This window comes from Bacillus sp. GZB (assembly GCF_001975995.1).
Lineage (GTDB): Bacteria > Bacillota > Bacilli > Bacillales > Bacillaceae > Bacillus > Bacillus velezensis.
The window spans coordinates 1,067,924-1,093,023 of sequence record NZ_MTQG01000010.1 but is presented as its reverse complement, the minus strand read 5'-3'; the positions used below and the strand labels follow the sequence as shown (position 1 = coordinate 1,093,023).

Below are 25,100 nucleotides of genomic sequence, written 5' to 3'. Positions count from 1 at the left end.
GCTTTTTAAGTTGTGCTTGCTACCGTTCAATCACAGTCTCTTTGTTTACAAATGACAGAACCTCTTCTAGGTAGGGAAGCCCTTCATTGTCACCGGAAACTGTGGTGACGAGCGCACCGACTGCATTTGCAAACTCCAGACGTTTTTCCGGTTCAAAACCATGCAGATAACTGTACAGGTAGCCGGCATTAAAGCCGTCACCCGCTCCTACCGTGTCGACAGGCGCAACCGGGAAAGCCTCTTTGTGAACCCACTTATGATCATGATACAGCGCAGAACCTGCTTCACCGTCTTTTATGACTAGCTGACTGATTGAATAGCTCTCTGCAAACCGGGCTAATGCTTCATTTTCTCCTATACCTGTCAGCTGTTTCATTTCGTCCCGGCCTGCCAGAAGAATATCAGTATGCGGAAAGATTTGATGAAATGCCGCACGCGCCTCCTCAATCGTCCACAGCTTCAGCCTGATATTCGGATCAAAAGATACGGGAATCTTTCTTGCTTTGGCGATGGAAAGCACCCTTTCAGCAATTTCAAGATTTTTCTTATCAAGCGCGAGGAACACACCGGTAAGATGAACGATGTGAATGCCGGCAAACATATTCTCTGTTATATCTTCCGGTGCAAGAGTCAGAATTGGTGAATTGAAACGATAGTAAAACGTCTTGCCTGAACCGTCATTTCTGATCTCTTTGACATTTAAAGATGTAGGAAAGCCTTCAACATAGGAGACGTCAGTCACATCAATTCCTTCTCCTTTGGCAAACTGATAAATCACTCTGCCGAACTCATCCTTCCCCAGTCTGCTGACCCACTTTGAGTGCAGGTTCAATCTGGCGCATGCAATCGCAAAATTCAGTTCAGCTCCTCCTGCTTTTCGTTCAAAATGGGTAACAAAACGCAAAGGTCCTGTGCTTGCGGGATTTAAGGTGATCATCGCATCACCGATCGTAAAAATGCCATAATCAGAAGCCACATCAATACTCCTTTCCTTTAAGACTAAATCGGTTTGGTAAACCGGTTTAGTTAAACTTTATATGAAAGCCCTTACATACACAAGAGAAAAATACAATAAATTCAAAAAAATCTGTTTTCAGTAAAAATAACCCGGTTTTTCACATAAAAAACCCCTCACAACAAAATGTAAGGGGTTTTTTTGAAAATTGTATGCATGTGTCCTCAGTTAGCAGTCTTACGTTCAGGGCTTGTACCTTCTTCTTCCGCCCATGTTTCAATATGCTGGAGCTCCGGGGTATTCTCGGCTTTGAATACAGGATCAAGACCTTTTTTGCGCTGAGCGGCATAATCCTTATAGATCTTGTAGGCTACATTACTCAGCAGTAAGATTGCCACTAAGTTAATGAGAGCCAAGAGTCCCATAAACAAGTTTGCCATGTCCCAGACGATCTGGAAGTCAGCCAAACATCCGTATACCACCATCACTACGACGAATACGCGGTAAATATTAAGCCATGTTTTGCTTGTTTTAATAAATTCGATATTCGTTTCACCATAGTAATAGTTGCCGACGACTGAGCTGAATGCGAATAAAAACATCGCAATCGCAATAAATGTCGGCGCCCATCCGCCGAGATGGTGCTGCAGTGCGGCTTGCGTCACTTGGATGCCGTCGCCTTTAGGCGTAAAGCTGTACAATAAAATGATAAAAGCAGTCGATGTACAAACGATAAACGTATCAAAGAACACGCCGAGGGTCTGAATTAATCCCTGCTTAGCCGGATGCGACACATGTGCAGCTGCTGCGGCATTCGGCGCGCTTCCCATACCCGCTTCGTTTGAAAACAGGCCGCGCTGCGCTCCGATAATAATGATGCTTCCTAAGCTTCCGCCGACGATCTGCTCAAAACCGAACGCATTTTTCACAATGGTAACAAGCAGCTCAGGTACCGCCGAGATATTTACAATCACGACATACAGCGCGATCAGAATATACATTCCCGCCATAACCGGAACGATTAATTGCGAGACAGATACAACACGCTTCAGACCGCCGAATATAATGAAAGCCGTTAATACAGCTAAAATGATTGCGATAACTGTTTTATTCACATGGAATGCTTCGTCAAACGCCACAGAAATCGTATTTGACTGCACCGCGTTAAAGATAAGTCCGAAAGAAACGGTAATCAATACGGCGAATAAAATACCGAGCCAGCGGGCGCCCAGTCCCTTTGCCATGTAATATGCCGGACCGCCGCGGAATTCGTCACCGGAACGCACTTTATACAGCTGCGCCAAAGTGCTTTCCACAAAGCTGGAAGCCATACCGACAATCGCTACGATCCACATCCAAAATACTGCGCCGGGACCGCCTGTTGCAATCGCCAGCGCGACGCCGGTCAAGTTTCCGGTTCCGACACGAGAAGCGGCTGAGATAAAGAATGCCTGCATTGAAGACACTCCTTTATTTCCTTGCGGCTTCTCCCCGACGATTCTGAACATTTCAAAAAAGTACTGGAATTGAATAAAGCGAAAACGGAACGTAAAGTACAATCCGATCCCGACTAAAATATAAACAAGATACTTCCAAATAAAATCATTTGGAACATTTATGATTTCACTGATGAAAGCCTCCATGTTTAACCTCCCTTTTACATATCTTTTACTGTCATTTTTGCTGCATATGTTAGATCTTTTAACACAACGGGTATTATTATATCACAACAACAGTGGTTGAGAAGTTTTTTTAAGAAAATGTTTCGGTTTCTTCATCACATCTTTTGCTGTCATGCCCCGTTTTTTATCTTACAGCCCGAAAAATGTTGTCACGTCATAAGGAATGCGTGCATATCATAACAAATAGGTCTTTAAGAAAAAAGAGATGAAAAGATGGATGGAATGGTATATACTTAACCAGGATAATAATTTTTTAAATTTAATAAATGTGTTTACTTTACATTTAAATTAGGGTATTATAATAAAAATATTCAGACTTATGAAGGGGGGAGAACATTTGAAAAAAATCTTGTTTTTAAAAGCTTCTATTTTATTTTTAGCGATTGCAAGCTTTCATTTGCTCTCCATTCCCCATGCGTTTGATACCGCTCATCATTTTAAAGCGGTAGCCGACCAGCAGGAAATGCACGAAATGAAGGCCGGCCAAAATGCTGATGATGAGAAAAAATCGCTGACGGGCTCATATATCTTGACGGCGCTTTTTGCCGCTTCTGTCTCACTGATCGTGATATCAGACAGGAGACTCCCCGCTTCCCGGAGAAGACAGCGAAAGAAAAGCTTTTTAATCGCTAAATTTTATCAGTCCTCGTATTTCGATGAGCTTCATGTTCAACATCGCCTATCTATGTAACATAAAATGAGGAGGTTGTTAAACATGTTGTTTATCTTACGAATGGTGATTTTAGGGTTGTTTTCATTCACTGCGTTGAATTTATTTGTATGGCAGGGAATCGAAGTCATTCACGCTATCACTGACTTATTCGGCAGCCATGAAAGCTAAATAGTAAAACCTCCGCTCAATGAGCGGAGGTTTTTTATTTTAATTTTACTCTTAAACATCGTATGCAGGGATACGCCATACATCTGTTACCGGCCCTGTCTCATCTTCATCGGTAAAGAAGGAGCCATTGCTGTATCGGTCATTCGCCCGCAAGGACTTCACGGCGATTTCGATTCTTTCGCCTTTTTCTGTTTCCGCAGCGATCATATCGGCCAAAGCGCACGCAAATACGCCGACTGCCCGATGCGGGTTCTTTTTAAGCTCACGCAGCATGATGACACCGCGTTTCGCCCTGGATGTTTTTTCGAATTCAGATAGGTTCATCCGTTTGATTGCTCCCCGCTGTGTGACAAGGACGAGCGAATCTGTTTCATGCAGAATTTGCCCTGATACGACGGTATCACCGTCTTTTAAATTTATGCCCTTTACGCCGGCCGCACGGGCACCGACTACATTTACTTCATCTTCACCGAACCATAAACCGTACCCGAGGCGGGTGGCGATAAACAGCTGGCTGCCGCCGTCTGTGACATGAACATCAATCAGCTCATCATCCCCTTTAAGGTTAAGGGCAACAAGCGCTTTCGAGTAACGCTGCGCTTTGTAATGCGTCATTTCAGTTCTTTTCACCATGCCGTTTTTCGTCATGAACAATAAATATGAAGATGGATCAAATTCTTTTACCGGTATAGCTTTCACGATGGTTTCATCACGGTCAATCGTGATGATGTTCGTTACGTGCTGCCCCATGTCTTTCCACCTGATATCGGGAAGCTGGTGAACCGGACAATAAACATAGCTTCCCTTATTGGTAAAGAGCAGGAGAACATCCGTTGTATTCATTTCAAATTGGTGAATCAGCCTGTCAGTATCCTTCATACCGAAATCCTGGCCGTTAGAAGCGGCAAATGACCGCTGGCTTGTTCGTTTTACATAGCCGTCTTTAGTGACTGTCACATATACGTCCTCAGAGGCAACCATGACTTCAAGATTGATTTTAATTTCCTCAATCTTTTCTTCAATGACAGACCGTCTGCTGTCAGCATAGGTCTTTTTCAATTTTTTCAGGCTGCTTGTAATGACTTTTAACAGCTTTTTATCATGACTTAAAATGGCTTCGAGCTCCTGAATTTTCTTGCTGAGCTCTTCCGCTTCCTCTTTTAGCGCCGTAATATCCGTGTTTGTCAGACGATACAGCTGCAAGGATACGATTGCTTCGGCCTGAGGCTCCGTAAATGCGAATTTAGAAATTAAGTTTTGTTTCGCATCTTTCTTGTCGCTGCTTGCCCGGATGACCGCTATGACCTCATCTAACACAGACAGCGCCTTCATCAGTCCTTCAACGATGTGATGCCGCTCTTTTGCTTTTTGCAATTCAAAGACGGAGCGGTTTGTCACCACTTCCTTCTGATGGGAAATATACGCATCCAGGATGGCCGTAAGACTCATCAGCATCGGCCGGCGGTTATGTATGGCGACCATATTAAAGTTATATGTTGTCTGCAGATCAGTGTTTTTATATAAGAAATTCAGGATGCCTTTTGCATCGGCTTCTTTCTTTAACTCAACGACCACCCGGAGCCCCGTGCGGTCAGTTTCATCCCTGACTTCAGAAATGCCTTCGACTTTTTTGTCTATGCGGTATTCGTCCATTTTCTTAACGAGATTGGCTTTGTTTACTTCAAACGGAATTTCTGTAATGACGATCTGCTCCCGTCCGCCTCTTACGGATTCCACTTCAGCCTTGCCGCGGATAATAATTTTGCCTTTACCGGTTTCATAAGCCTTCCGAATGCCGTCGACTCCTTGAATAATGCCTCCTGTCGGAAAGTCAGGCCCTTTAATCACCTGCATCAAGTCATCGACGGTGCAATCCGGAGATTCAATCCGTTTAATGACGGCATCAATGACCTCACCCAGATGATGAGGGGGAATATCAGTCGCATAGCCCGCTGAAATCCCGGTTGATCCGTTAACAAGCAAGTTAGGGAACATGGCGGGCAAAACAACCGGCTCTTTACTGGTGTCATCAAAGTTCGGAACGAATTCAACCGTATTTTTATCAATATCACGCAAAAGCTCTGACGCGATAGAAGATAATCTCGCTTCCGTATAACGCATGGCAGCCGGCGGATCACCGTCAATGCTTCCGTTGTTGCCGTGCATCTCAATCAGCACATTCCGCACTTTCCAATCCTGGCTCATCCGCACCATCGCTTCATAAACGGAGCTGTCACCGTGCGGATGATAATTACCGATAACGTTTCCGACCGTTTTTGCCGCTTTACGGAAATTTTTATCGAATGTATTTCCGTCTGCGTGCATGGCGTATAAAATTCTCCGCTGCACCGGCTTTAAACCGTCACGAGCGTCGGGCAGCGCCCTGTCTTGAATAATGTATTTACTGTAGCGTCCGAAACGGTCGCCGATTACTTCTTCTAACGGTAAATCATGAAATAATTCTGGCTGTGCCACTATTAAACCTCCTCAGCGACCGACAAGTTTTCATTTTCTAAAATATTGCTTTCCTCATCTAATCCGAAGTCAACATTCTTTTCAATCCATTTTCTTCTCGGTTCTACTTTGTCTCCCATTAATGTCGTTACGCGGCGCTCTACCCGTGCCGCATCGTCGATCTTGACTCTGACGAGCGTTCGCGATTCGGGATTCATCGTCGTTTCCCAGAGCTGGTCTGCGTTCATTTCTCCCAGACCTTTATAGCGCTGGATGGTATACCCTTTGCCGACTTTCTTTAAAACGCCGTCCATTTCTTCGTCGGACCAAGCATATTCAATAATCTCTTTCTTACCGCTTCCTTTGCTCACTTTGTAAAGAGGCGGAAGGGCGATAAAGACTTTTCCGTGCTCGATTAAAGGTTTCATATAGCGGTAGAAAAACGTTAACAGCAAGACTTGAATGTGCGCGCCGTCGGTATCCGCGTCCGTCATGATAATGATCTTGTCATAGTTGATGTCGTCTATCTCAAAATCTGCGCCGACACCGCCTCCGATCGCATGAATAATCGTATTGATTTCTTCATTTTTGAAGATGTCTGCAAGCTTTGCTTTCTCTGTGTTGATGACCTTTCCGCGAAGGGGCAGCACGGCTTGGAATTTCCGGTCTCTTCCCTGTTTTGCAGAACCTCCCGCAGAGTCTCCCTCCACCAGATACAATTCATTCTTCGCCGGATTTCTGGAACCGGCCGGTGTGAGTTTTCCGCTCAGCGTCGCTTCTGATTTTTTGCGTTTTTTGCCGCTTCTCGCTTCTTCTCTCGCTTTACGGGCCGCTTCACGGGCCTGGCTGGCTTTAATCGCTTTTTTGACAAGCAGGGTCGCCGTGTCGCGGTTTTCTTCCAAGAAATAAGCAAGATTCTCGGAAATGACGGCATCCGCGGCGGATCTCGCCTCACTTGTGCCAAGCTTCCCTTTCGTCTGGCCTTCAAATTGCAGCAGTTCCTCCGGGATACGCACGGAAATGATTGCGGACAAACCTTCCCTGATATCGGAGCCTTCAAGGTTCTTGTCTTTCTCTTTTAAAAGGGCGACCTTTCGCGCATACTCGTTAAACGCTCTTGTCATTGCCGTTTTGGCTCCTGATTCGTGGGTGCCGCCGTCCTTTGTTCTGACGTTATTAACGAATGACAGCATATTTTCTGAATACCCGTCATTAAACTGAAACGCGAAATCGACTTCAATGTCATGATGCTCGCCTTCAAAGGAAACCACTTCGCATAAAGCGTCTTTTTCCTCGTTTAAATAAGCGACAAATGCTTCAATTCCGTTCTCATAATAAAATACTTCTTTTACGCCGTTCCGTTCATCAATTAATTCTATTTTCAAACCTTTTAACAAGAAAGCCGATTCGCGCAGACGTTCTGACAGCGTGTCAAAATTATAAACCGTTGCGCTGAACATTGACGGATCAGGTTTAAAATGGGTAAGCGTTCCCGTTTTTTTGGTCGTTCCGATTTTTTCAAGTGAAGTCACGGGCTTGCCGCCGTTTTCAAACCGCTGTTTATAAACATATCCGTCACGCTCAATAGTAACTGTCAGCCACTCCGATAATGCGTTTACGACAGATGCGCCGACACCATGCAGACCGCCGCTTGTTTTATAGCCGCCCTGTCCGAATTTCCCCCCGGCATGCAGCACGGTGAAAATAACTTCCGGCGTCGGCTTTCCGAGCTTATGCATCCCGGTCGGCATTCCGCGTCCTCTGTCCTGTACAGAGATGCTGTTGTCCTTATGTATCGTTACGATAATATGATCTCCGTAGCCGGCAAGAACTTCATCGACGGAATTGTCGACGATCTCATATACCAGATGGTGCAGGCCGCGTGCGTCCGTCGAACCGATGTACATTCCCGGTCGTTTTCTGACGGCTTCCAGGCCTTCAAGCACCTGTATGGCATCTTCGTTGTAATCAAATTGCTGTTTTCTAGCCAAACGTACAAACCCCTTTCAAAAAACCTGCTCTTAATCATTCTCTTTTTTAAATGTTTTCATGTCTTTGTTTTTCAGTATGCGCAAGCTTCGGTCCAATTCTCCTCGGACTCACAATTATAACCAATATGCTTGATTTCGCAACATATTTAAGCGAATGGCTCGTTTTTTAGGCCGCAAGACATACATTCGAACGGCTTTTCATCTTTTTGGTGCCCTTTTCGGCGGATAAGAACATGAGTTCGCTTTCTATTATATAGCTTTATGCGGGCCATCGCAAACAGACTGTAAACCCCTGTATAAAGGGGTTTCTAAAAAAGCTGTTCATGCTTTATTGTATCTGTTTCATCATCATACGCAAAGAGTATTCTTTCAATAAAAAAGCAAAAACCCCTGATTTGCCAAGGATTTTTGCCTTTTTTGTTCCTATTTTATAACAGCGCGGGCGACTTTTATACATAAATCCATAACAGCCGTCCGTCCTTTGTCTGTAATCATGCGATACGCTTCTTCATTTGCAAGACCCTGCTGCGCCCAAAAAACGGGAGCGTCCGTCTGTAAAAATTCTTCAGCGACGCCGGGAAGCTGCTCAGAGCGTCTGAACACATTCACGATATCAATCGGTCCTTCCACGTCTTTTAATGAAGCGACGGCTTTAACGCCAAGCGCCTCATCAATCGTTGGATTGACGGGAATAATTTCATACCCTTCATCCTGCATCGCTTTGGAAACCATGTAAGAAGTCCGGTCGGGACGGTCTGACAGCCCGACGACTGCGATCCGTTTGCTCCGGTCCAGAATTTCTTTAATCTCTGATTTTGAAGGATTTTGCATCTTTACCATCTCCTTTTGATATATTGTACATGACCGCTTCGCCGGAATCAAAAAAAGCGCTTTGTCAGCTTAATTCTCAAAAAACTTGTCATCAGACGGTAACAACTCGTGTTAAAATAAAGTGAAGGGACATTGAAAAGGAGAAATGTAGATGTTGATTGCTTTATTGATTATTTTGGCCTATGTAATAGGCAGCATCCCGTCAGGTTTAATCGTAGGCAAACTTGCGAAAGGGATCGATATTAGAGAACACGGAAGCGGCAATTTGGGCGCTACAAATGCTTTTCGCACGCTTGGCGTTAAAGCGGGATCTGTCGTCGTCGCAGCCGATATTTTAAAAGGCACCCTGGCCGCGGCGCTCCCATATTTACTGCACGTCCCCATTCATCCTCTTCTCGCAGGGGTGGCAGCAGTGATCGGCCATGTATTCCCCATGTTCGCAAAGTTTAAAGGAGGCAAAGCCGTAGCCACATCAGGGGGCGTCCTGCTGTTTTATGCTCCGCTGTTATTCGTTACGATGGTTGCAGTATTTTTCGTATTTTTATTCCTTACGAAATTTGTTTCTCTGTCTTCAATGTTAACAGGGATTTATACGATTATTTACTGTCTGTTTGTAAAAGACCCTTATTTATTAATCGTAGTGACGCTCTTGACCGCGTTTGTTATCTACAGACACAGGGCAAACATCAAACGGATCATAAACAAAACAGAGCCGAAGATCAAATGGTTTTGATGAAACTTCAATTTTGACATCAAAATGCCATATGCGTTTATAATAGAGATAATTTCTTTATATGAGAAACAAAAAGGGAGTGTTCCGGATGAACATGAAAGTAACGAAAGGCGCGCTGGATTGGTACAAAGAAGAGCTCGATCTGGAAACAGGTGATCATGTCCGTTTCTTTGTCCGTTACGGGGGATGCAGCAACGTTCAGAAAGGCTTTTCTCTCGGCATTTTAAAAGACCGGCCGATGAACATCGGCACCAGCACGGAAGTTGAAGGCATTACCTTTTTTATTGAAGAAAGCGACTTATGGTACTTTGATAATCATGATTTGTCAGTCACATATTCAGATCAGGCGGAAGAGCCGGTATTTGATTATGTGTAAAAAAAAGAACGCAGCGGATGCGTTCTTTTTTTTACAGCCTGAACCTTTTGAGATGATCAGTCAGACGTTCTTTTTCTAATATGCTTCTCTGCGTATCACCGAGCAGGTCAAAGTGGGGAAATTCATTTTTATGGTGAATCCACTCCGGCTTCAGCCCGTACTCCGCTCCCCATCTGATCAGTTTATTGAGGTCGCTTGAACCGGCCTTCGTCACGGTCTTAGCCTCCGGAAAGCGGTCGTCCAGCCAGTAATGCGTTAAAAAAGCGATTTTTCCTTCCGACACATCCCGCTTCCATCTTTCCAGTTCCTTACGCGTAATTCCAAATGCCATAACTGCAGCCGCTCCTTATTTTTTTGCCTTTTCGTAAGCGGCATGCCAATCAGGAAAAGCCTTGCGAAACTGAATCGGTTTGAAGCTCTCTTTATCAACGCATATATGAGAGGATGTCGCTTTGATGGCAAGTTCTTGGTCCGGATTATAGATGTGGTAGCCGTAAACGGTTTTAAATCCATTATATTCTTCAATCCAAGTATGTACGACAGCCGTTTCTCCGTAGCGGAGCGGCTTTTTATAAGAAATGCTGATATCCAATACAGGGGACAGCACTCCTCTATCTTCCATATCCTTGTAAAGGAATCCGAGTTCCTTAATCAGCGCCGTTCTGCCGACCTCCATCCAGACTAAGTAATTGGCATGATAGACGATGCCCATTTGATCTGTTTCCGCATAACGCACTTCTATTTCTTTTTTTGACACATGCAACGTTCTCTGCTCCCTTATTATCAGATTAGCCCCATTTTATCACAACGAGCCGGAAAGAGAAAAAAACCAGGTTTCCCTGGTTTTTATTATGATTGATAGCCGTTTTCTCTTGCAGCCGATTCATCCTGGATTTCACTGCGGAACGATTCAATGCTTTCATTGCGTCTGGCATTCTTCTCTTGAATGCGCTGTTTTTCCTCATCTGTCGCAAATTCCATTGATTCTTTGGCTTCTTCTATATTCTCAATTGTATTCTGCACCATATCCTGCAGCTTTTCAACGTTATCGGAGCGGTCATCCGGATTCGGTTTTTGATAATTGTTTGTCATAATGTCTGCTCTCCTTTGATGATGTTATTCGCCTTTCGTCTGCATGACAATCGGATGTCCGTTTGACTTGTCATGAAACTTTTCCCCTTTGTTGCGTTTATATTTAACGGGTTTTGTCCCTAAGTGGCTCGGAGCGTATTGCGGCTGGCCGTCTTTCTTGTTTATGCCCATGTTCATCCCTCCTTAAGAGTATATTTTGCAAAAGGAGGTGCAAACATGACTGCAAATTAAAGGTTATTTTTGTTTGAACCGCTGCTCCAGCTTTTCTTCAAGCTGATTCAAATATTCCGTATTGGTCATCAGCTCACGTTTATTTTCCATAACCAATTCATGAAAAGAACGTTTTCGCATTTTTTTCAATCTTCTCACCTCCGTGTTTTCATTCATTTTTTCCAATTTTTCAAAACCTAAGCCCTTCACAATAAAAAAACTGAACCTCTATTTGAGATCCAGTTTTTCTTTCATTTCTTTTTTGGTCATCGTGCCTACGCGAATATGCTGAATGGTTCCTTTTTCGTCTAATATGTATGTTGTCGGATAAGAAAGCACGTTGAAATCTCCATTAATTCCGCTTTTGTCAATCAGAATAGGAAAGGTCAGCTGATAATGATCAGCAAATGATTTCACAGCCTGTATATTTTTTTCAGAGGACGTAAAATTAACGGCTGCTACCGCAATATCAGGATATTCTTTCTGCAGCTCCTGCATATCGGGCATTTCCATTCGGCACGGCTTGCACCACGTCGCCCAGAAATTGAGGAGCACTTTTTTTCCTTTATAATCAGAAAGGGAGATGCTTTTTCCTGACAATGTATCAAGTGTAAAGTCAGGGGCTTTCATCCCTTCTTCTGTCCCTTCTTTCGGACTTTTTTGTACAGAATAAATGTTCCAGCCCGCATACACTAACAACCCGATTAGTAATATTCCGCCCAGCCATTTCGCAAGCATCTTAAGGCCTCCCGCATAAAAAGAGAGAAAGCAGACTGCTTTCTCTCCTTTGTTCATTCTGCTACTGTTTCATTTTATCGCGAAGCACCATTTGTAAAATGCCGCCGTGGCGATAGTAATCAATTTCCACTTCACTGTCAAAACGGACAACAACTTCAAATGTTTTTACCGTACCGTCTTCACTGATTGCTCTGACAGTCAGCAAGTCGCGCGGACGTACAGATTCATCAACATCCACCTCGATGACTTCCTTACCGGTTAAGCCGAGTGTATCCGCGTTTTCACCCTGTTTGAACTGGAGCGGCAGCACACCCATAAAGACGAGGTTGCTTCTGTGAATTCTTTCAAAGCTTTCGGCAATGACTGTTCTGATGCCGAGCAGGTTTGTTCCTTTTGCAGCCCAGTCACGTGAAGAGCCCATTCCGTAATCTTTTCCGGCCAGGACGACAAGGCCCGTTTTATCTTCTTTATACCGCATGCAGGCATCATAAATAGATGTCACTTTCCCGGTAGGCCAATGTGTTGTGTATCCGCCTTCTGTACCCGGTGCGATTTGGTTTTTAATGCGGATATTGGCGAATGTTCCTCTCATCATGACTTCATGGTTTCCGCGGCGTGAGCCGTAAGAGTTAAAGTCACGAGGAGAAACGCCTTTTTCCTGCAGGTATTTGCCCGCCGGTGTGTCTTTTCCGATCGCTCCGGCCGGAGAAATGTGGTCAGTCGTCACGGAATCGCCGAATTTGCCGACAACGCGAAGTCCTCTTAAAGGCTCAACTTTTCCCGGCTCTACAGACATTTCCTCAAAGAACGGCGGGTTTTGAATGTAAGTGGAATCCTGATCCCACTTGTACAGCGCTTCATCCGTCGTTTCGATTTCGTTCCAGCGCTGGTTGTCGTCAAATACCGTTTCATACTCTTTGCGGAATAATTCCGGCGTAACAGTCTGTTTGACGAGAGAATTGATTTCATCCATGGACGGCCAGATGTCATCGAAATAAACATTTTGTCCGTCATTTCCGACACCGATCGGATCCGTTTTCAGGTTGATATTCACAGTGCCTGCTAATGCGTATGCAACAACAAGCGGAGGTGACGCAAGGTAGTTTCCTTTGACAAGCGGATGGATCCGGCCTTCAAAGTTTCTGTTACCCGACAAGACAGAAGTGATCAAGAGATCATTTTTAGCAACCGCTTCTTCAATCTCTGGAGAAAGCGGGCCGGAGTTCCCGATACATGTCGTACAGCCATACCCTACGAGGTTAAAGCCGAGCTCCTTCATGTAAGGAAGCAGGCCTGAGTTGACTAAGTATCCAGTAACAACCTTAGACCCCGGTGCAAGTGATGTTTTAACATAATTCGGCACTTTCAAGCCTAATTCTACCGCTTTTTTGGCTACCAATCCGGCACCGATTAATACAAAAGGGTTTGATGTATTCGTACAGCTTGTAATAGCGGCGATTGCAATCGCCCCTGTTTTCATAACCGCATCTTCACCGCTGTTAAGTTTAAATGAAATTTCTTTGTTCTCTTCAGCAGCATCCGCTCCGAATCCTTGGTTGCCGGCCGGGCTGACAAGATGTTTTTTAAACGTTTCCTGCATAACGGAAAGCGGGATTAAATCCTGCGGACGTTTCGGTCCTGAAAGGTTCGCTTCGATTTTTGACAGATCAATTTCCACAACGTCTGTAAAAATCGGCTCTTCCGCGTCAGGCGTATAGAATAAACCGTTGTTGCGGCAGTATGCTTCCACAATATCGATCTGCTCTTCTTCACGGCCGGTCAGACGCAGGTAAGAAAGTGCTTCCTCGTCAACCGGGAAGAATCCGCAAGTCGCTCCGTATTCCGGCGCCATATTGGCAATAGTCGCACGATCCGCAAGCGGAAGCTCAGCAACACCAGGACCGAAGAATTCAACAAATTTATTGACTACGCCTTTTTCGCGCAGCACTTGAGTGACTTTCAGCGCCAAGTCAGTCGCCGTCGTTCCATTAGGCAATTTTCCGACAAGTTTCGCGCCGATGACCTCAGGAACAGGGAAATATGAAGGCTGGCCAAGCATTCCCGCTTCCGCCTCAATACCGCCGACACCCCAGCCGAGGACGCCGATTCCGTTAATCATTGTTGTATGGGAATCTGTTCCCACCAGAGTATCAGGATATGTCACAAGTTCTCCGTCTTCCTCTTTCGTATGAACGACACTTGCCAAAAACTCAAGGTTTACCTGGTGAACGATACCTGTTGCAGGCGGAACCGCCTGATAATTGTTAAACGCTTTCTTTGCCCAGCTTAAAAATTTATAACGTTCTGCATTTCTTTCGAATTCTAAGTCCATATTAATGGCTAACGCGTCTTCCGTACCGGCTTTGTCGACTTGTACGGAGTGGTCAATGACCAGGTCAACCGGAATTTCAGGATTGATTTTATCAGGGTCTCCGCCGACAGAGGCCATGGCTTTTCTTAAAGATGCCAGGTCAACTACGGCCGGAACACCGGTAAAGTCCTGTAGAATAACCCGTGACGGTTTAAACGGCACATCGATATCTTTTAATTCAGCAGTACCCCATCTTGCTAAATTTTCAACATGTTCTTTTGTAATGACGCGTCCGTCTACCTGACGCAAAACGGATTCCAAAAGAACCTTAATAGAATAAGGAAGTTTTGAAACATTGCCGACCCCTGCGTCTTCCAATGCTTTTAATGAATAGTAGTTGTATGTTTTCCCATTTGAAGAAAATGTTTTTCTTGCTTGGAAAACGTCTTGTGTTGCGACTTTTTGCTGATTTGTCATTCTCCAAAATCCCCCTTCAATGATCAAGATCGTTCTTTAGATGAATGTTCACATTCCATCACAATTTTCTCACAATTTCATCTTAGTATAAAATCATACATAAGTAAATATCAATGTTTTTATTAAATACAATAAGATCGTCTTATCAGCATGATTTTCGGTAAATTTTGTCCGATTTTCCGCCTCATACAACGGGCTGTAAAGAGCCATATTAATGTTGAGGTGATGATCATGGTAAAACGGAAAGCCAATCATGTAATGAACGGCATGAATGATGCGAAAAGCCAAGGCAAAGGCGCGGGCTATATAGAAAATGACCAGCTCGTTTTGACGGAAGAAGAACGGCAGAACAATAAAAAAAGAAAAACAAACCAATAGCCGGAATACCTTTAAAAGGAGGCTTTAACATGACAAATAAAAATACGAGTAAAGATATGCATAAAAATGCTCCGAAGGGCCATAACCCCGGCCAGCCGGAACCGCTGAGCGGAAGCAAAAAAGTGAAAAACCGCAACCATACAAGACAAAAACATAATACAAGCCACGATATGTAAAACAGACCCCGGTGTCTGTTTTTTTTGTGCCATTCACCCATTCAAAGCTTCTGCATACGTTATAGCAAGGCTTTTTAATATGGAGGGATGCTTCCATGAATCACTCAAAAAACGCTGAAGAATTTGATGATACGGAAGAATGGCTGCGGCAGTTTTACGAGGACCCGTATGCTTGGTATGACGAGACGCTGCCGATCGATCTATATGAAACAAGCCGTCAATATATCATTGAAGCCGACCTGACGGCGCTGAAGCAGGTGCAAGCGATAACCGTCACTCTTTCGGGAAATGAGTTTATGCTCTCTGTTAAAACGCTTGAACGGACGTTAAACAAACAAATGATGCTTCCTTTTTATCTGAATGACAAACATATTTTCACTGATTTCACCAACCATATTCTGACCGTCTCCATGAACAAGGAGCCAAATGAGACTCCTGCCTCTTTTTCCTTTCAATTTCCTCTATAACATAAAAAAGCCGCTTTCATCCCTCAATGGAAGCGGCTTTTTTGTCCGGTCATATCAGTCATATACCCTCAAAGTGAATCTCCCATGGCCAAATAGCAGAATCACTATACGATAGAATATGTTCTAGCAACCGGAATGACTGGACATCTATCATTTTTTCTATTCTTTTTTTTCATGTGTTCTTCTATTCTGTCTTCGTTTACAATATGGTTAAAGTAAGGAGGAGATAGAACAATGCTGGAAGGCTGGTTTATGTGGTTTATTTTATTTTGGGTCATCGTGATGATCGGATTGCTGTCTATCGGCGGGTTTTTTATGTTTCGAAAATTTTTAAAACGCTTACCGAAAGAAGACGGCCGGTCAGAACTGGATTGGCAGGACTATTATATTGAAAAAAGCAGGCACTTATGGAATGAGGGTGACAAGGCGTTTTTGGATGAATTGGTCGCCCCCGTGCCGGAGCTCTTTCGGGATGTAGCCAAAGCGAAAATCGCCGGAAAAATCGGTGAACTTTGCTTAGCGGAGGAAGCTGAACAAATAAACCGTGATTTAATCATCAGGGGTTACATACTGGCCACTCCTAAGCGTGATCATCAATTTTTAAAAAAGCATCTCCGTGAAAAACAGATTGATCTTACTCCTTATCAAGCCCTGCTCAAATAAAAAACCTTTCCGGCGGACGGAAAGGTTTTAATTCATCTGAATATCAGCGGTCTTCAGTTCATTCGAAAGTTTGCGGTAAGACAAAAACATCGCGATGCGCCACGGGACAATCATTCCGAAAGCAAGAATCCAAAACATTCCGCTTAAAGCTCCGTAATCAATCGTCGTGCTCAAAATGGATTTCATAGCGATTCTGATAACCAGCAAACCAATCAGGATAAACACAAACGCTTTTGACCGTTTTAAATAGATTTCATTATTTTTAATCTCAAATTTAGATGTTTTAATCAGAAAAATAGAGAAGATCACGCCCAGCGTAATGGCCTCCAAAAATTCTTCGCCCGTCACTCTGAAAATCGGAAAAAGGAACATAAGCGCTCCCGTACTCATGAAAATCGGCGGGAGAATTATTTTTTTAGGTGAAGCGGGCTTGTCGGAGGATTTAATCCTGACGATCATCACGGAAATTGCCATGGCCGCTGCAATAACGGATGAAATTATAATCATCATCTTTATCATTCCTTTGCTTGCACGGAGTTTGATACTATATACTATACTCCAAAAACATAAAAAAAACCAATTTGAAAAGAGAACACGTTTACGTTCCCGTTACCCGGCCTACGGCCTCCAGCACTTTAGATGCTTCAAACGGTTTAACGATAAAGTCTTTAGCGCCTAATTCAATCGCTTCCAGAACGATCCGCTGCTGCCGCATGGCGGTGCACATGATGATCCGGGCTTTCGGGTCAAAAGCTAAAATATCCTGCAGCGCCTGTATACCGTTTTTGACCGGCATGGTAATATCCATAGTCACCAGGTCGGGACGGATTTTTTGATATACTGCCAGAGCTTCCTCACCGTCAGCCGCTTCCCCGGCCACTGTGTAATTCGCCGATTCCAGAATCTCTCTGATTTTCACCCTCATGAACTTGGCGTCATCTACAACTAAAACTCTTGTCATATTCCCCTCCACATATTTAACATTAACTAGTCTTATTGTACCAAAAACAAAAGGGTATATAATAGTTCAAAAGTTATTAATCCGTTACAGACCCGTAAATCCTCCGAAAAGATTTGACAGAACGATCAGAATGTAGCTCATCCAGTTAAAAAACAGCATAACTCCGATCAGAATCATAAGAATGCCGCCGATTTTCATGATAAGCAGCTGATGCTTGCGAATCCAATTCATTCTGGTAATAAAAAATGAAAGAACAAGAAAAGGAATCGCAAATCCGAGAACATATAAAAACATATACGGCACTGCTGAAGAAGGATTTGTATTAGCCAGCGAAAATACCGCTCCTAAAATAGGCCCGCTGCACGGCGACCAGCCGGCTGCAAACGCAAGACCGATCAGAACCGAACCGATAAACCCCTCCGGACGGCGCTTAAAGTGAATGCGCCGCTCTTTCATCATGAATTTCGGCTGAAACACACCGGCAGTAACCAGCCCGAAAAGGATCAGCATGATAGCGCCAAACTGGCGGATCGCTTCATGATATTGGGTAAAAAAACTGCCGATAAACGAAGTTCCATATCCCAATGCGATAAAAATCACGGAGAAACCAAGCAAAAAACAAAGTGTATGCATGAGGCCGCGCTTTTGCAGCATCACCTTTTCTGTTTTCACCTCGTCCATACTGACACCAGTTATGTAAGACAAAAAAGCGGGATACAACGGCAGACAGCATGGAGAAATGAAAGACAGAAATCCGGCCCCAAACGTCAGAAAGTAATTAAAACTCACGATGACACACTCCCTTCGAGTTATGACAAAATCATTTCATTTTTTTAACACTTTCCCGAGAAGGATTACTTTTTATAGAAAAAGCTTATATAATTTAATTTGACATCGAGATATTATACTCCTTCTTATTTGAAAAACAGTATAAATGTGGATATAATAATAGCGACTCAGGTGAAAGATTTATGTATGAAAGGATATATCCCTGTGATTAGAGAGCATCTATTAAATGAAATTGAAAAAAAACGGGCAGAGCTGCTTAAAATCGTCATGACAAACGGAATGACATCAAACATTACGATAGAACTCAGCCAGGAGCTTGACCACCTTCTCATACAATACCAAAAAGAACTGCACACCGGCAGTTGGGGTGAAACATGACGTCAAAATAAAAAACCCTCTCCGGGTTTTTTATTTTTATAACCATGTATCTCTATATCATAATCTGTACGTATTATTTCGCTTGATTATTCATGGCTTTCATCATTTGATTAATTTTCTTTTGAGAAGGTTTCATTCCCATTTGCATCATCATCATGCGTAACATTTGTTCATTAATAGGCGGATTCTTTTTCAAATAGCTCATCATATATTTACGAGCAATAAAAAACCCGAGTGCAACACCTATGAGCAATGCGACAACGCCCACTAGGATGCCAACCCATAAAGTCATTTTATTTCCTCCTTCATGTTGTCTAGTTTAAAGTGTACTAAACCAAAGGCTATTATACAACATTTACATCTCTTTTTCCTCGTTTTTAGACAAAATTTCTTTCTCTGACCGGATTTAACCACCCATAGCGCCGTGTCTTGAAATCCATTGCAAGAAAACAGGGGCTGATTTTACGCAGAATCTCAAAGAAAATCGTTTCCGCCTCATAATCTCCCGAAGCTGCAATCTCAATTAAACTGTCTTTCATCATGAAGGTGGCGCGGCCCTTTTCTCCGGGCAGTGTAAGCCGGTAAATGGAATCCAAACGGCTGTAACTCATTCGGTTTAAATGCAGCTGGAGACGCTGATGCATATGTATCACCGGAATCGGTTCCGTTATATATTGAACTTGCTTTTCTGTCATTTGATATTCCTGGGGTGTCAGGTCTGTCCAATGATAGTCTCGAAACAACTCAAACATAGCCGTTTCCCGCCCGAAGTAGTGGTTCGCAAACTCATCCTTTATCAGGTGCGTATAGTAATGACGTTCCATTTCCTCATCCCCTTTTACAGCGCTTCGTTATTGCTTTCTATTATACAAAAGGAGAAAAGAAAGAATTGTCTTTTACTGTTACGCCGCCCCTTCTATTTTTGTCGCATAAACAGGAAAAAGAGGATGATTTGACTCATCCTCTTTTGTCTCGTTATTTGTTTAAAAGTTTTTTCACGCGGTCAACCACGTTTTCTGCAGTAAACCCGTATTCTTTCATAATTGTTTCTCCCGGAGCTGAAGCACCGAAACGGTCAATTGCGAGAACGTCTCCTTCAAGACCGGTAAATTTGCCCCATCCGAAGCTTGAACCCATTTCGATCGCAAGACGTTTCGTCACATTCGGAGGAAGCACGCTGTTTTTGTACTCGGCCGATTGTTTTTCAAAGCGGTCCCAGCTCGGCATGCTGACTACAGATACGTGAATGTTTTCTTCAGCCAGTTTCGCTTGAGCTTCGATCGCAAGTCCCACTTCAGAACCTGTCGCTAAAAGAAGAGCGGCCGGTGATTCCGTTTGGGCTTTGGAAACGATATAAGCCCCTTTTTCCACGCCCGCATACGCTTCTTCAGCCTGCTGATCAATCGTCGGCAGGTTTTGGCGTGTCAATACAAGAGCTGTCGGATGATCTTGGCTTTGAACGGCAACCTTCCATGCAGCTGCGGTTTCATTTCCGTCAGCAGGTCTGATCACAGAAAGGTTAGGAAGTGCGCGTAAAGAAGCAAGCTGCTCAATCGGTTCGTGAGTCGGCCCGTCCTCTCCTACGGCAATACTGTCATGTGTGAATACATAAGTGACGGGAAGACCCATCAATGACGCCAGACGAATGGCAGGTCTTAAATAATCAGAGAACACAAAGAATGTGCCGCCGAATACGCGGAGGCCGCCGTGAAGCGCCATTCCGTTTAATGCAGCGCCCATCGCAAATTCACGGACACCGAACCAGAAGTTTTTCCCGGCGTAGTCTTTGGCCGTGAAGTCTCCTCCATTTTTGATTGTCGTTTTATTTGAACCCGCAAGGTCAGCAGATCCCCCGACAAAGAAAGGAATTTTCTTAGCGATCCCGTTCAGCACCTCACCTGAAGATGCGCGGGAAGCAAGGCTGCTGCCTTTTTCATAAACGGGAACTTCCTGATCCCAGTCTTTAGGAAGCTCGCCTTTCATGCCGAGTGACAGCTGTTCAGCAAGCTCAGGATATTTTTCTTTATAAGCCGCGAACAGTTCATTCCATTCCTGTTCTTTTTTCGAGCCGGCTTCTTTTACCGCTTTATTGAAATGCCCGTATACTTCTTCCGGAACATAAAAATCTTCTTCAAACGTCCAAGCATACGCTTCTTTTGTCAGCTTGCTCTCTTCTAGTCCTAACGGAGCGCCGTGAACGCCGGATGTGCCCGCACGGTTTGGAGAACCGAAACCGATCGTGGTTTTCACTTCAATCAAAGTCGGTTTTTTATCATTCTGGCGCGCTTTTTCAATTGCAGCCGTCAATTCAGCGATGTTGTTTCCGTCCTCAACATAAAGAACTTCCCAGTTCATTGCTTCAAAACGCTGCTTTACATTTTCAGAGAAAGAACGGTCTAAATCGCCGTCTAAGGAAATGTCATTAGAATCGTATAATACGATCAGGCGGCCTAGTTCAAGATGGCCTGCAAGAGAAGCGGCTTCGGAAGAAATGCCTTCCATTAAATCGCCGTCTCCGCAAATACTGTATGTATAATGATCAACTACGTTGAATGAATCACGGTTATATGTCTCAGCCAGATGGCGTTCTGCAATTGCCATTCCCACTGCCATTGCAATACCCTGTCCAAGCGGCCCGGTCGTTGCGTCTACTCCGGCTGTGTGCCCGAACTCCGGATGTCCCGGTGTTTTGCTTCCCCATTGACGGAACTGTTTCAAGTCTTCAATGCTGAGGTCATATCCGCTTAAATGCAGCATGCTGTATAAAAGCATTGAACCGTGGCCTGCTGATAAAACAAAACGGTCGCGGTTAAACCAGCCTGGATTCTGCGGATTTACATTCATAAATTTCGTCCACAGCGTGTATGCCATCGGAGCAGCTCCCATCGGCATGCCCGGATGTCCGGAATTCGCTTTTTCAATTGCGTCTATAGATAGTGTACGAATGGTGGCAACTGATTTCTTTTCAATTGTATCCATTATAATCCCCTTCCATATTGTTGTACCTTTTCATCATAAAGCGATGCTGACTTTTTCTCAACTCTTTCAGCTTAAATTTGAGATAAACTTGTTGAAAATTGTCGTAAAGCACATCCTGATATTAGTATATACGAAAAAAGAATACGTATTGCCGTATTCTTTCTGTTTAATGAAGATTATTTTTCTGTTGTTCTCTTTTTAATTTTTCAGGGGTGACATCGTTGCCTTCCGGATCAATCACTTTTACGCTCTTTAACGTATTTTTCATTGAGGAGCGGAATCCTTTCAAATACTCCTGGCGAAGCTTTTGCTGTTCAGCTTTTTCCTCATCCGTTATCGTGTTTGATTTAGCTTTTTGAGCCAATTCGTTAATTCTTGCAATTTTTTCTTTAGAAATCATAATAAGCTCCTTTGGTGCGTGTTGATTATATACTACTAAAACGCAGTCTTTTTTACAACTGATGCGCGTCAGCTGCCTTCTGTGTCTGCGATATATTCCTGAAACCGCCGGTGAACCGTGGCTTTGGACACATCGTAGCCGAAGCCCCTTAAGGTCGCTGCGATTTCTGCAAAGGTAAGCTTGTTGGCTCTCAGCCTGATAATTTCCGAAACCGGAACCTCTTTTTTTTCTTTTCCGCTGTTTTCATGCCTGTTTTTCAGATTCCGTTCAGGTTTGTAGCCGTTTTTCACGGCTCTTTTCATTCCCCGCCGGATTTTCATATTGTGAATTTTCCTTTGATATTCCTCAACAATACTGACGATTTCGAGTACCATCGAATCAGCTTCAGAAAGCTCCAGTTCACCTTTATGAGCCGTCGTATATATTTTCACATTCTCCCTGTAAATACAATGCAAAAGCGCAATCTTGGCGTTTCCTCTTCCCAATCTCGTTTCGTCCTGCACCAATATCGCGTCAATATGTGATTTTTTAATTTCATCAAGCATTTCAAATACTCCGTCGCGGTCCATTTCGTAACCGCTGGCTTTCTCAGAAATGACTTTCACGACTTCCATGCCGTTTGCAGCAGCGATCTCACTGAGCTCCTCTTCCTGTCTTTTTAATGATGTTTGCTGCTGTTCTTTGTTTGTGCTTACGCGGGCATAAATGAGCGCCTTCATTTCTCTCTTTCCTCTCTAATTGACAATGGCCAGCTGATATACGGCCGGATGCTTCTTCTTAACCGGAAGAATAAGTTCGTCTCCGGGCTTTATATCAGCAGTTTGGAGATGATTATTCTCCGTCACCCACTCAATGAAATCTTCTTTATTAATGTGTTTCTTTTCTGCTACATGATCCGCAAGTGACCAGAGTGTATCGCCGTCCTGAACCTTTATTTTAACATATTGGCTGAGGGACTGATCATTCCCCGCACATGAGACAAGTAAAATAGCGGCACTTAAAATTGCAGTAAACAGCCCGACAAATATAATAGATTCTTTCGCCATGTAAACAACCTCCGATAAGAATGTTTGTTCGCTTTTTATACCTTTCAGTATATACGAACAAACGTTTCTGTCAATCGTTTTTTTCGAACCTATGTTTGTACTGTCAGGAAAATCATGCTATAATCTACTTAAAATCGACGTTTTGAGGTGCGAAATATGACGAAGCTATCAAAAAGGCAGCTTGATATCCTGCGTTTTATTAAAGAAGAGGTAAAAACGAAAGGATATCCGCCTTCTGTAAGAGAGATAGGAGAAGCAGTAGGACTGGCTTCCAGTTCAACCGTGCACGGCCATTTGGCGCGGCTGGAGACAAAAGGCCTGATCAGACGGGACCCTACTAAACCGAGGGCGATTGAGGTATTGGATGAAGAAGAAGTCCAAATTCCGAAAAGCCAGGTCGTAAACGTTCCGGTCATCGGGAAAGTGACGGCGGGTATTCCGATTACGGCTGTTGAAAATATCGACGAGTATTTTCCGCTTCCTGACCGGATGGTTCCTCCGGGCGAACATGTCTTTATGTTAGAAATCATGGGAGAAAGTATGATCGACGCCGGCATTTTTGACAAAGATTACGTCATTGTCAAACAGCAGAACACGGCCAATAACGGAGAAATCGTCGTAGCTATGACCGAAGATGATGAAGCGACGGTCAAGCGCTTCTATAAAGAAGACAATTATGTGCGGCTGCAGCCGGAAAATCCGACGATGGAGCCGATTATCCTGCAAAACGTAAGCATTTTGGGGAAAGTTATCGGCGTATTCAGAGCCGTACATTAATTCTATTAAACTTCATTTATCGTAAAAAACCCCTCTGTAAGGGGTTTTTTTGTATAAAAAAAGCAGATTCGCCCTGGCTTAAGAAACGAATCTGCTAAGGAGGAAAAACTTACATTCTTATTATCCGACATCACACTTTTGAAGTCAACTAATAATGTTTCCCTCAGGAAACTTTTCATCCATTTTTCAACTTTGTATATTTGTGCGTGATGAATTTGCTTTTGTTTATCTTTTCTGTGGGCGGATGCATCAAAATTTATATATGAATATTTAGTACATAGTACGATAAGTTATATCTGAATATAAAAAAACCCGCTGCCTTTAGCGAGTATCTATTTTCAATCAAAATGATAATATTCTACACCGTATAACCCTTTAATATAGACGGGGCCACAGACGTTTGAAGAACTTTCAACCAGAATCCTGTATTTGTGATACGGATCAATTGATTTTTTATCCTGGGCACTGAGGTTTAACCAGCTGCCGCTGTAGTTTTTAGAACTTAATGTATAAAAATTTCCGTTCAGCGCCATCCGCTGGAGTTTCATGCTTAAACCGCACGAAGAGTTGTTCATTATGGTGAACTTATATCCTAAAAAGTAATCGTCGGCAGCTACAGCCCCCGGATTTTCAATATGAAACTCTTTTGCATTTCCCTCCAAAGTGAAGCTTGTTTTTGATCCGAATTCAGTGGTAGCCGCTTTAGCTGAGTGTATTCCGCTAAAACATAATAAAAAAACAGCAATACATATCCAGTATTTTTTCATTTGCATCCCCCTTTTTACATATTTTAACTTGTGAATCCTGTGATGTCTATTCACATTTTATTAAAACGTATCCTTTATAACCACTATATACCAGTTTAAAAATTTGCGGATTGCTTACAATGAAGACTAAACGAAATAACGAAGGTGGTTCAAATGAAACACGTAATTGCTTTCGCTTCTAAAACGGCGCTCACACTTGCTTTACTGTACATTGTTCTGGATCTTATGTACCAAGTAACCTTTTTAAACGTTCTGTTTATTACAGTGATCTTAAGTTTAATCACTTATTTTGCGGGTGATTGCATGATTCTGCCGAGAACAAGCAATTTCACAGCCGTTGCAGCTGATTTCGGAATTTCATTCATTATATTATGGATATTCCTTATGAACATTGGCGGATTTAATGTCTCGCCTGCCGCGGCATCGGTTATCTCTGCACTTTGCATTTCTGTTTTTGAGGCATTTTTTCACCGGTATTTGCAGCAATATGTACTTCCCGAAGATTATCAGGACACAACAGAGACGGATAGCACGCTATGGAGCTATCAAACCGAGGCGTCTGAAGAATTAGTGCCGGAAAAAGACCCACAGGAAAAAACATAAAAAGGAGGCAATCGCCTCCTTCTCT

At 43.5% G+C, this 25,100-nt stretch carries 33 protein-coding genes; 11 read left to right on the top strand and 22 right to left on the bottom strand.

Annotated features, from left to right (window positions below; genetic code table 11):
- Nucleotides 1–19: 19 nt before the first annotated feature.
- Both BXO87_RS05445 and BXO87_RS05440 read right to left on the bottom strand, forming a co-directional pair.
- Nucleotides 20–976, bottom strand: a complete 957-nt coding sequence (locus BXO87_RS05445; protein WP_076851240.1) for a sugar kinase — start codon at nucleotides 974–976, stop codon at nucleotides 20–22.
- 203 nt (nucleotides 977–1,179) lie between these two features.
- Nucleotides 1,180–2,598, bottom strand: a complete 1,419-nt coding sequence (locus BXO87_RS05440) for an alanine/glycine:cation symporter family protein (protein WP_071391774.1) — start codon at nucleotides 2,596–2,598, stop codon at nucleotides 1,180–1,182.
- 376 nt (nucleotides 2,599–2,974) lie between these two features.
- Here BXO87_RS05440 and BXO87_RS05435 point away from each other — a divergent pair, with 376 nt between their 5' ends.
- Nucleotides 2,975–3,328: a hypothetical protein gene (locus BXO87_RS05435; RefSeq protein WP_065180810.1), complete on the top strand. Its 354-nt coding sequence runs from the start codon at nucleotides 2,975–2,977 to the stop codon at nucleotides 3,326–3,328.
- Between the two features lie 24 nt (nucleotides 3,329–3,352).
- Complete coding sequence (locus BXO87_RS21135; RefSeq protein WP_003153957.1) at nucleotides 3,353–3,478, top strand: hypothetical protein; 126 nt, start codon at nucleotides 3,353–3,355, stop codon at nucleotides 3,476–3,478.
- Nucleotides 3,479–3,529: 51 nt separating this feature from the next.
- Here BXO87_RS21135 and parC read toward each other — a convergent pair whose 3' ends face one another.
- From parC to BXO87_RS05420, 3 genes are all read right to left on the bottom strand, one after another.
- Nucleotides 3,530–5,953, bottom strand: a complete 2,424-nt coding sequence (gene parC, locus BXO87_RS05430) for a DNA topoisomerase IV subunit A (RefSeq protein ID WP_032858581.1) — start codon at nucleotides 5,951–5,953, stop codon at nucleotides 3,530–3,532.
- 2 nt (nucleotides 5,954–5,955) lie between these two features.
- Complete coding sequence (parE, locus tag BXO87_RS05425; protein ID WP_038458137.1) at nucleotides 5,956–7,923, bottom strand: DNA topoisomerase IV subunit B; 1,968 nt, start codon at nucleotides 7,921–7,923, stop codon at nucleotides 5,956–5,958.
- A gap of 423 nt (nucleotides 7,924–8,346) precedes the next feature.
- Complete coding sequence (locus tag BXO87_RS05420) at nucleotides 8,347–8,754, bottom strand: CoA-binding protein (protein ID WP_007410316.1); 408 nt, start codon at nucleotides 8,752–8,754, stop codon at nucleotides 8,347–8,349.
- Between the two features lie 151 nt (nucleotides 8,755–8,905).
- On the opposite strand from BXO87_RS05420, the gene plsY reads away from it, so the two are divergent.
- Both plsY and BXO87_RS05410 read left to right on the top strand, forming a co-directional pair.
- Entirely contained in the window at nucleotides 8,906–9,487 is a 582-nt protein-coding gene (gene plsY / locus BXO87_RS05415) for a glycerol-3-phosphate 1-O-acyltransferase PlsY (protein ID WP_038458135.1), read from the top strand.
- Between the two features lie 88 nt (nucleotides 9,488–9,575).
- On the top strand, nucleotides 9,576–9,863 hold the full coding sequence (locus tag BXO87_RS05410; protein ID WP_007410318.1) for a HesB/YadR/YfhF family protein: 288 nt from the start codon (nucleotides 9,576–9,578) through the stop codon (nucleotides 9,861–9,863).
- Nucleotides 9,864–9,894: 31 nt separating this feature from the next.
- On the opposite strand, the gene BXO87_RS05405 is transcribed toward BXO87_RS05410, so the two are convergent.
- From BXO87_RS05405 to acnA, 7 genes are all read right to left on the bottom strand, one after another.
- Nucleotides 9,895–10,194, bottom strand: coding sequence for a hypothetical protein (locus tag BXO87_RS05405; RefSeq protein WP_007611759.1), 300 nt, complete (start codon nucleotides 10,192–10,194; stop codon nucleotides 9,895–9,897).
- 15 nt (nucleotides 10,195–10,209) lie between these two features.
- Nucleotides 10,210–10,626 (bottom strand): YbgC/FadM family acyl-CoA thioesterase, encoded by a 417-nt coding sequence (locus BXO87_RS05400; RefSeq protein ID WP_003153973.1) that lies wholly within the window; start codon nucleotides 10,624–10,626, stop codon nucleotides 10,210–10,212.
- Nucleotides 10,627–10,712: 86 nt separating this feature from the next.
- Nucleotides 10,713–10,955 (bottom strand): small acid-soluble spore protein Tlp, encoded by a 243-nt coding sequence (gene tlp, locus BXO87_RS05395; protein ID WP_007410320.1) that lies wholly within the window; start codon nucleotides 10,953–10,955, stop codon nucleotides 10,713–10,715.
- Between the two features lie 24 nt (nucleotides 10,956–10,979).
- Entirely contained in the window at nucleotides 10,980–11,126 is a 147-nt protein-coding gene (locus tag BXO87_RS05390) for an acid-soluble spore protein N (RefSeq protein WP_003153977.1), read from the bottom strand.
- 63 nt (nucleotides 11,127–11,189) lie between these two features.
- Nucleotides 11,190–11,315, bottom strand: a complete 126-nt coding sequence (locus tag BXO87_RS05385; protein WP_012117651.1) for an FbpB family small basic protein — start codon at nucleotides 11,313–11,315, stop codon at nucleotides 11,190–11,192.
- A 78-nt stretch (nucleotides 11,316–11,393) separates the two neighbouring features.
- Nucleotides 11,394–11,903: a TlpA family protein disulfide reductase gene (locus BXO87_RS05380; protein WP_014418022.1), complete on the bottom strand. Its 510-nt coding sequence runs from the start codon at nucleotides 11,901–11,903 to the stop codon at nucleotides 11,394–11,396.
- A 61-nt stretch (nucleotides 11,904–11,964) separates the two neighbouring features.
- Nucleotides 11,965–14,691 (bottom strand): aconitate hydratase AcnA, encoded by a 2,727-nt coding sequence (gene acnA, locus BXO87_RS05375; protein ID WP_032875049.1) that lies wholly within the window; start codon nucleotides 14,689–14,691, stop codon nucleotides 11,965–11,967.
- Between the two features lie 231 nt (nucleotides 14,692–14,922).
- On the opposite strand from acnA, the gene sspO reads away from it, so the two are divergent.
- From sspO to BXO87_RS05355, 4 genes are all read left to right on the top strand, one after another.
- The gene (sspO, locus tag BXO87_RS05370) at nucleotides 14,923–15,069 is read left to right on the top strand and encodes an acid-soluble spore protein SspO (RefSeq protein ID WP_032875047.1); all 147 of its coding nucleotides are present in this window, start codon (nucleotides 14,923–14,925) and stop codon (nucleotides 15,067–15,069) included.
- 29 nt (nucleotides 15,070–15,098) lie between these two features.
- On the top strand, nucleotides 15,099–15,245 hold the full coding sequence (locus tag BXO87_RS05365) for a small acid-soluble spore protein P (RefSeq protein ID WP_003153984.1): 147 nt from the start codon (nucleotides 15,099–15,101) through the stop codon (nucleotides 15,243–15,245).
- Between the two features lie 95 nt (nucleotides 15,246–15,340).
- The gene (locus tag BXO87_RS05360) at nucleotides 15,341–15,712 is read left to right on the top strand and encodes an Hsp20/alpha crystallin family protein (protein ID WP_007410324.1); all 372 of its coding nucleotides are present in this window, start codon (nucleotides 15,341–15,343) and stop codon (nucleotides 15,710–15,712) included.
- Between the two features lie 234 nt (nucleotides 15,713–15,946).
- Nucleotides 15,947–16,375 (top strand): DUF2621 domain-containing protein, encoded by a 429-nt coding sequence (locus tag BXO87_RS05355; protein ID WP_038458133.1) that lies wholly within the window; start codon nucleotides 15,947–15,949, stop codon nucleotides 16,373–16,375.
- A 27-nt stretch (nucleotides 16,376–16,402) separates the two neighbouring features.
- Here BXO87_RS05355 and BXO87_RS05350 read toward each other — a convergent pair whose 3' ends face one another.
- The 3 genes from BXO87_RS05350 to BXO87_RS05340 form a co-directional block, all read right to left on the bottom strand.
- Nucleotides 16,403–16,894: a CcdC family protein gene (locus BXO87_RS05350; RefSeq protein ID WP_007611735.1), complete on the bottom strand. Its 492-nt coding sequence runs from the start codon at nucleotides 16,892–16,894 to the stop codon at nucleotides 16,403–16,405.
- Between the two features lie 79 nt (nucleotides 16,895–16,973).
- On the bottom strand, nucleotides 16,974–17,336 hold the full coding sequence (locus tag BXO87_RS05345) for a response regulator (protein ID WP_007410327.1): 363 nt from the start codon (nucleotides 17,334–17,336) through the stop codon (nucleotides 16,974–16,976).
- 84 nt (nucleotides 17,337–17,420) lie between these two features.
- Entirely contained in the window at nucleotides 17,421–18,128 is a 708-nt protein-coding gene (locus BXO87_RS05340) for a cytochrome c biogenesis protein CcdA (RefSeq protein ID WP_108654823.1), read from the bottom strand.
- A gap of 201 nt (nucleotides 18,129–18,329) precedes the next feature.
- Between BXO87_RS05340 and BXO87_RS05335 the strand changes: the two genes are divergently transcribed.
- On the top strand, nucleotides 18,330–18,503 hold the full coding sequence (locus tag BXO87_RS05335) for an aspartyl-phosphate phosphatase Spo0E family protein (protein WP_012117647.1): 174 nt from the start codon (nucleotides 18,330–18,332) through the stop codon (nucleotides 18,501–18,503).
- Nucleotides 18,504–18,576: 73 nt separating this feature from the next.
- On the opposite strand, the gene BXO87_RS05330 is transcribed toward BXO87_RS05335, so the two are convergent.
- The 6 genes from BXO87_RS05330 to yneA form a co-directional block, all read right to left on the bottom strand.
- Nucleotides 18,577–18,795 (bottom strand): YneF family protein, encoded by a 219-nt coding sequence (locus tag BXO87_RS05330; RefSeq protein WP_003153994.1) that lies wholly within the window; start codon nucleotides 18,793–18,795, stop codon nucleotides 18,577–18,579.
- Between the two features lie 85 nt (nucleotides 18,796–18,880).
- Entirely contained in the window at nucleotides 18,881–19,327 is a 447-nt protein-coding gene (gene sirA, locus BXO87_RS05325; protein ID WP_003153995.1) for a sporulation inhibitor of replication protein SirA, read from the bottom strand.
- A 151-nt stretch (nucleotides 19,328–19,478) separates the two neighbouring features.
- Nucleotides 19,479–21,482 carry a transketolase gene (gene tkt / locus BXO87_RS05320; RefSeq protein WP_032875043.1) on the bottom strand — a complete coding sequence of 668 codons (2,004 nt, stop codon included), beginning with the start codon at nucleotides 21,480–21,482 and terminating at the stop codon, nucleotides 19,479–19,481.
- Nucleotides 21,483–21,648: 166 nt separating this feature from the next.
- Nucleotides 21,649–21,882: a DUF896 domain-containing protein gene (locus tag BXO87_RS05315; RefSeq protein WP_003153997.1), complete on the bottom strand. Its 234-nt coding sequence runs from the start codon at nucleotides 21,880–21,882 to the stop codon at nucleotides 21,649–21,651.
- A gap of 68 nt (nucleotides 21,883–21,950) precedes the next feature.
- Nucleotides 21,951–22,601, bottom strand: a complete 651-nt coding sequence (locus tag BXO87_RS05310; RefSeq protein ID WP_007611724.1) for a YneB family resolvase-like protein — start codon at nucleotides 22,599–22,601, stop codon at nucleotides 21,951–21,953.
- A 15-nt stretch (nucleotides 22,602–22,616) separates the two neighbouring features.
- Nucleotides 22,617–22,928, bottom strand: a complete 312-nt coding sequence (yneA, locus tag BXO87_RS05305; protein WP_003154001.1) for a cell division suppressor protein YneA — start codon at nucleotides 22,926–22,928, stop codon at nucleotides 22,617–22,619.
- Between the two features lie 156 nt (nucleotides 22,929–23,084).
- On the opposite strand from yneA, the gene lexA reads away from it, so the two are divergent.
- Nucleotides 23,085–23,705 carry a transcriptional repressor LexA gene (gene lexA, locus BXO87_RS05300; RefSeq protein WP_007611720.1) on the top strand — a complete coding sequence of 207 codons (621 nt, stop codon included), beginning with the start codon at nucleotides 23,085–23,087 and terminating at the stop codon, nucleotides 23,703–23,705.
- A gap of 338 nt (nucleotides 23,706–24,043) precedes the next feature.
- Here the strand turns inward: lexA and BXO87_RS05295 are convergent, their stop codons facing one another.
- Entirely contained in the window at nucleotides 24,044–24,472 is a 429-nt protein-coding gene (locus tag BXO87_RS05295) for a hypothetical protein (protein ID WP_038458127.1), read from the bottom strand.
- Between the two features lie 153 nt (nucleotides 24,473–24,625).
- On the opposite strand from BXO87_RS05295, the gene BXO87_RS05290 reads away from it, so the two are divergent.
- Nucleotides 24,626–25,075, top strand: coding sequence for a YndM family protein (locus BXO87_RS05290; protein ID WP_003154009.1), 450 nt, complete (start codon nucleotides 24,626–24,628; stop codon nucleotides 25,073–25,075).
- Nucleotides 25,076–25,100 lie beyond the last annotated feature (25 nt).

Bases quoted from the DNA above. Each gene is read 5' to 3' on its own strand.
- BXO87_RS05365 (WP_003153984.1), top strand. From the start codon at position 15,099: ATGACAAATAAAAATACGAGTAAAGATATGCATAAAAATGCTCCGAAG.
- BXO87_RS05380 (WP_014418022.1), bottom strand. From the start codon at position 11,903: ATGCTTGCGAAATGGCTGGGCGGAATATTACTAATCGGGTTGTTAGTG.
- tlp (WP_007410320.1), bottom strand. From the start codon at position 10,955: ATGACAAACAATTATCAAAAACCGAATCCGGATGACCGCTCCGATAAC.
- BXO87_RS05315 (WP_003153997.1), bottom strand. From the start codon at position 21,882: ATGATTTCTAAAGAAAAAATTGCAAGAATTAACGAATTGGCTCAAAAA.
- BXO87_RS05350 (WP_007611735.1), bottom strand. From the start codon at position 16,894: ATGATAAAGATGATGATTATAATTTCATCCGTTATTGCAGCGGCCATG.
- BXO87_RS05330 (WP_003153994.1), bottom strand. From the start codon at position 18,795: ATGACTTTATGGGTTGGCATCCTAGTGGGCGTTGTCGCATTGCTCATA.
- BXO87_RS05310 (WP_007611724.1), bottom strand. From the start codon at position 22,601: ATGAAGGCGCTCATTTATGCCCGCGTAAGCACAAACAAAGAACAGCAG.
- tkt (WP_032875043.1), bottom strand. From the start codon at position 21,482: ATGGATACAATTGAAAAGAAATCAGTTGCCACCATTCGTACACTATCT.
- lexA (WP_007611720.1), top strand. From the start codon at position 23,085: ATGACGAAGCTATCAAAAAGGCAGCTTGATATCCTGCGTTTTATTAAA.
- BXO87_RS05345 (WP_007410327.1), bottom strand. From the start codon at position 17,336: ATGACAAGAGTTTTAGTTGTAGATGACGCCAAGTTCATGAGGGTGAAA.
- acnA (WP_032875049.1), bottom strand. From the start codon at position 14,691: ATGACAAATCAGCAAAAAGTCGCAACACAAGACGTTTTCCAAGCAAGA.
- BXO87_RS05355 (WP_038458133.1), top strand. From the start codon at position 15,947: ATGCTGGAAGGCTGGTTTATGTGGTTTATTTTATTTTGGGTCATCGTG.
- BXO87_RS05360 (WP_007410324.1), top strand. From the start codon at position 15,341: ATGAATCACTCAAAAAACGCTGAAGAATTTGATGATACGGAAGAATGG.
- sspO (WP_032875047.1), top strand. From the start codon at position 14,923: ATGGTAAAACGGAAAGCCAATCATGTAATGAACGGCATGAATGATGCG.
- plsY (WP_038458135.1), top strand. From the start codon at position 8,906: ATGTTGATTGCTTTATTGATTATTTTGGCCTATGTAATAGGCAGCATC.
- BXO87_RS05420 (WP_007410316.1), bottom strand. From the start codon at position 8,754: ATGCAAAATCCTTCAAAATCAGAGATTAAAGAAATTCTGGACCGGAGC.
- BXO87_RS05440 (WP_071391774.1), bottom strand. From the start codon at position 2,598: ATGGAGGCTTTCATCAGTGAAATCATAAATGTTCCAAATGATTTTATT.
- BXO87_RS05410 (WP_007410318.1), top strand. From the start codon at position 9,576: ATGAACATGAAAGTAACGAAAGGCGCGCTGGATTGGTACAAAGAAGAG.
- BXO87_RS05295 (WP_038458127.1), bottom strand. From the start codon at position 24,472: ATGAAAAAATACTGGATATGTATTGCTGTTTTTTTATTATGTTTTAGC.
- BXO87_RS05405 (WP_007611759.1), bottom strand. From the start codon at position 10,194: ATGGCATTTGGAATTACGCGTAAGGAACTGGAAAGATGGAAGCGGGAT.
- BXO87_RS05390 (WP_003153977.1), bottom strand. From the start codon at position 11,126: ATGGGCATAAACAAGAAAGACGGCCAGCCGCAATACGCTCCGAGCCAC.
- yneA (WP_003154001.1), bottom strand. From the start codon at position 22,928: ATGGCGAAAGAATCTATTATATTTGTCGGGCTGTTTACTGCAATTTTA.
- sirA (WP_003153995.1), bottom strand. From the start codon at position 19,327: ATGGAACGTCATTACTATACGCACCTGATAAAGGATGAGTTTGCGAAC.
- BXO87_RS05290 (WP_003154009.1), top strand. From the start codon at position 24,626: ATGAAACACGTAATTGCTTTCGCTTCTAAAACGGCGCTCACACTTGCT.
- BXO87_RS21135 (WP_003153957.1), top strand. From the start codon at position 3,353: ATGTTGTTTATCTTACGAATGGTGATTTTAGGGTTGTTTTCATTCACT.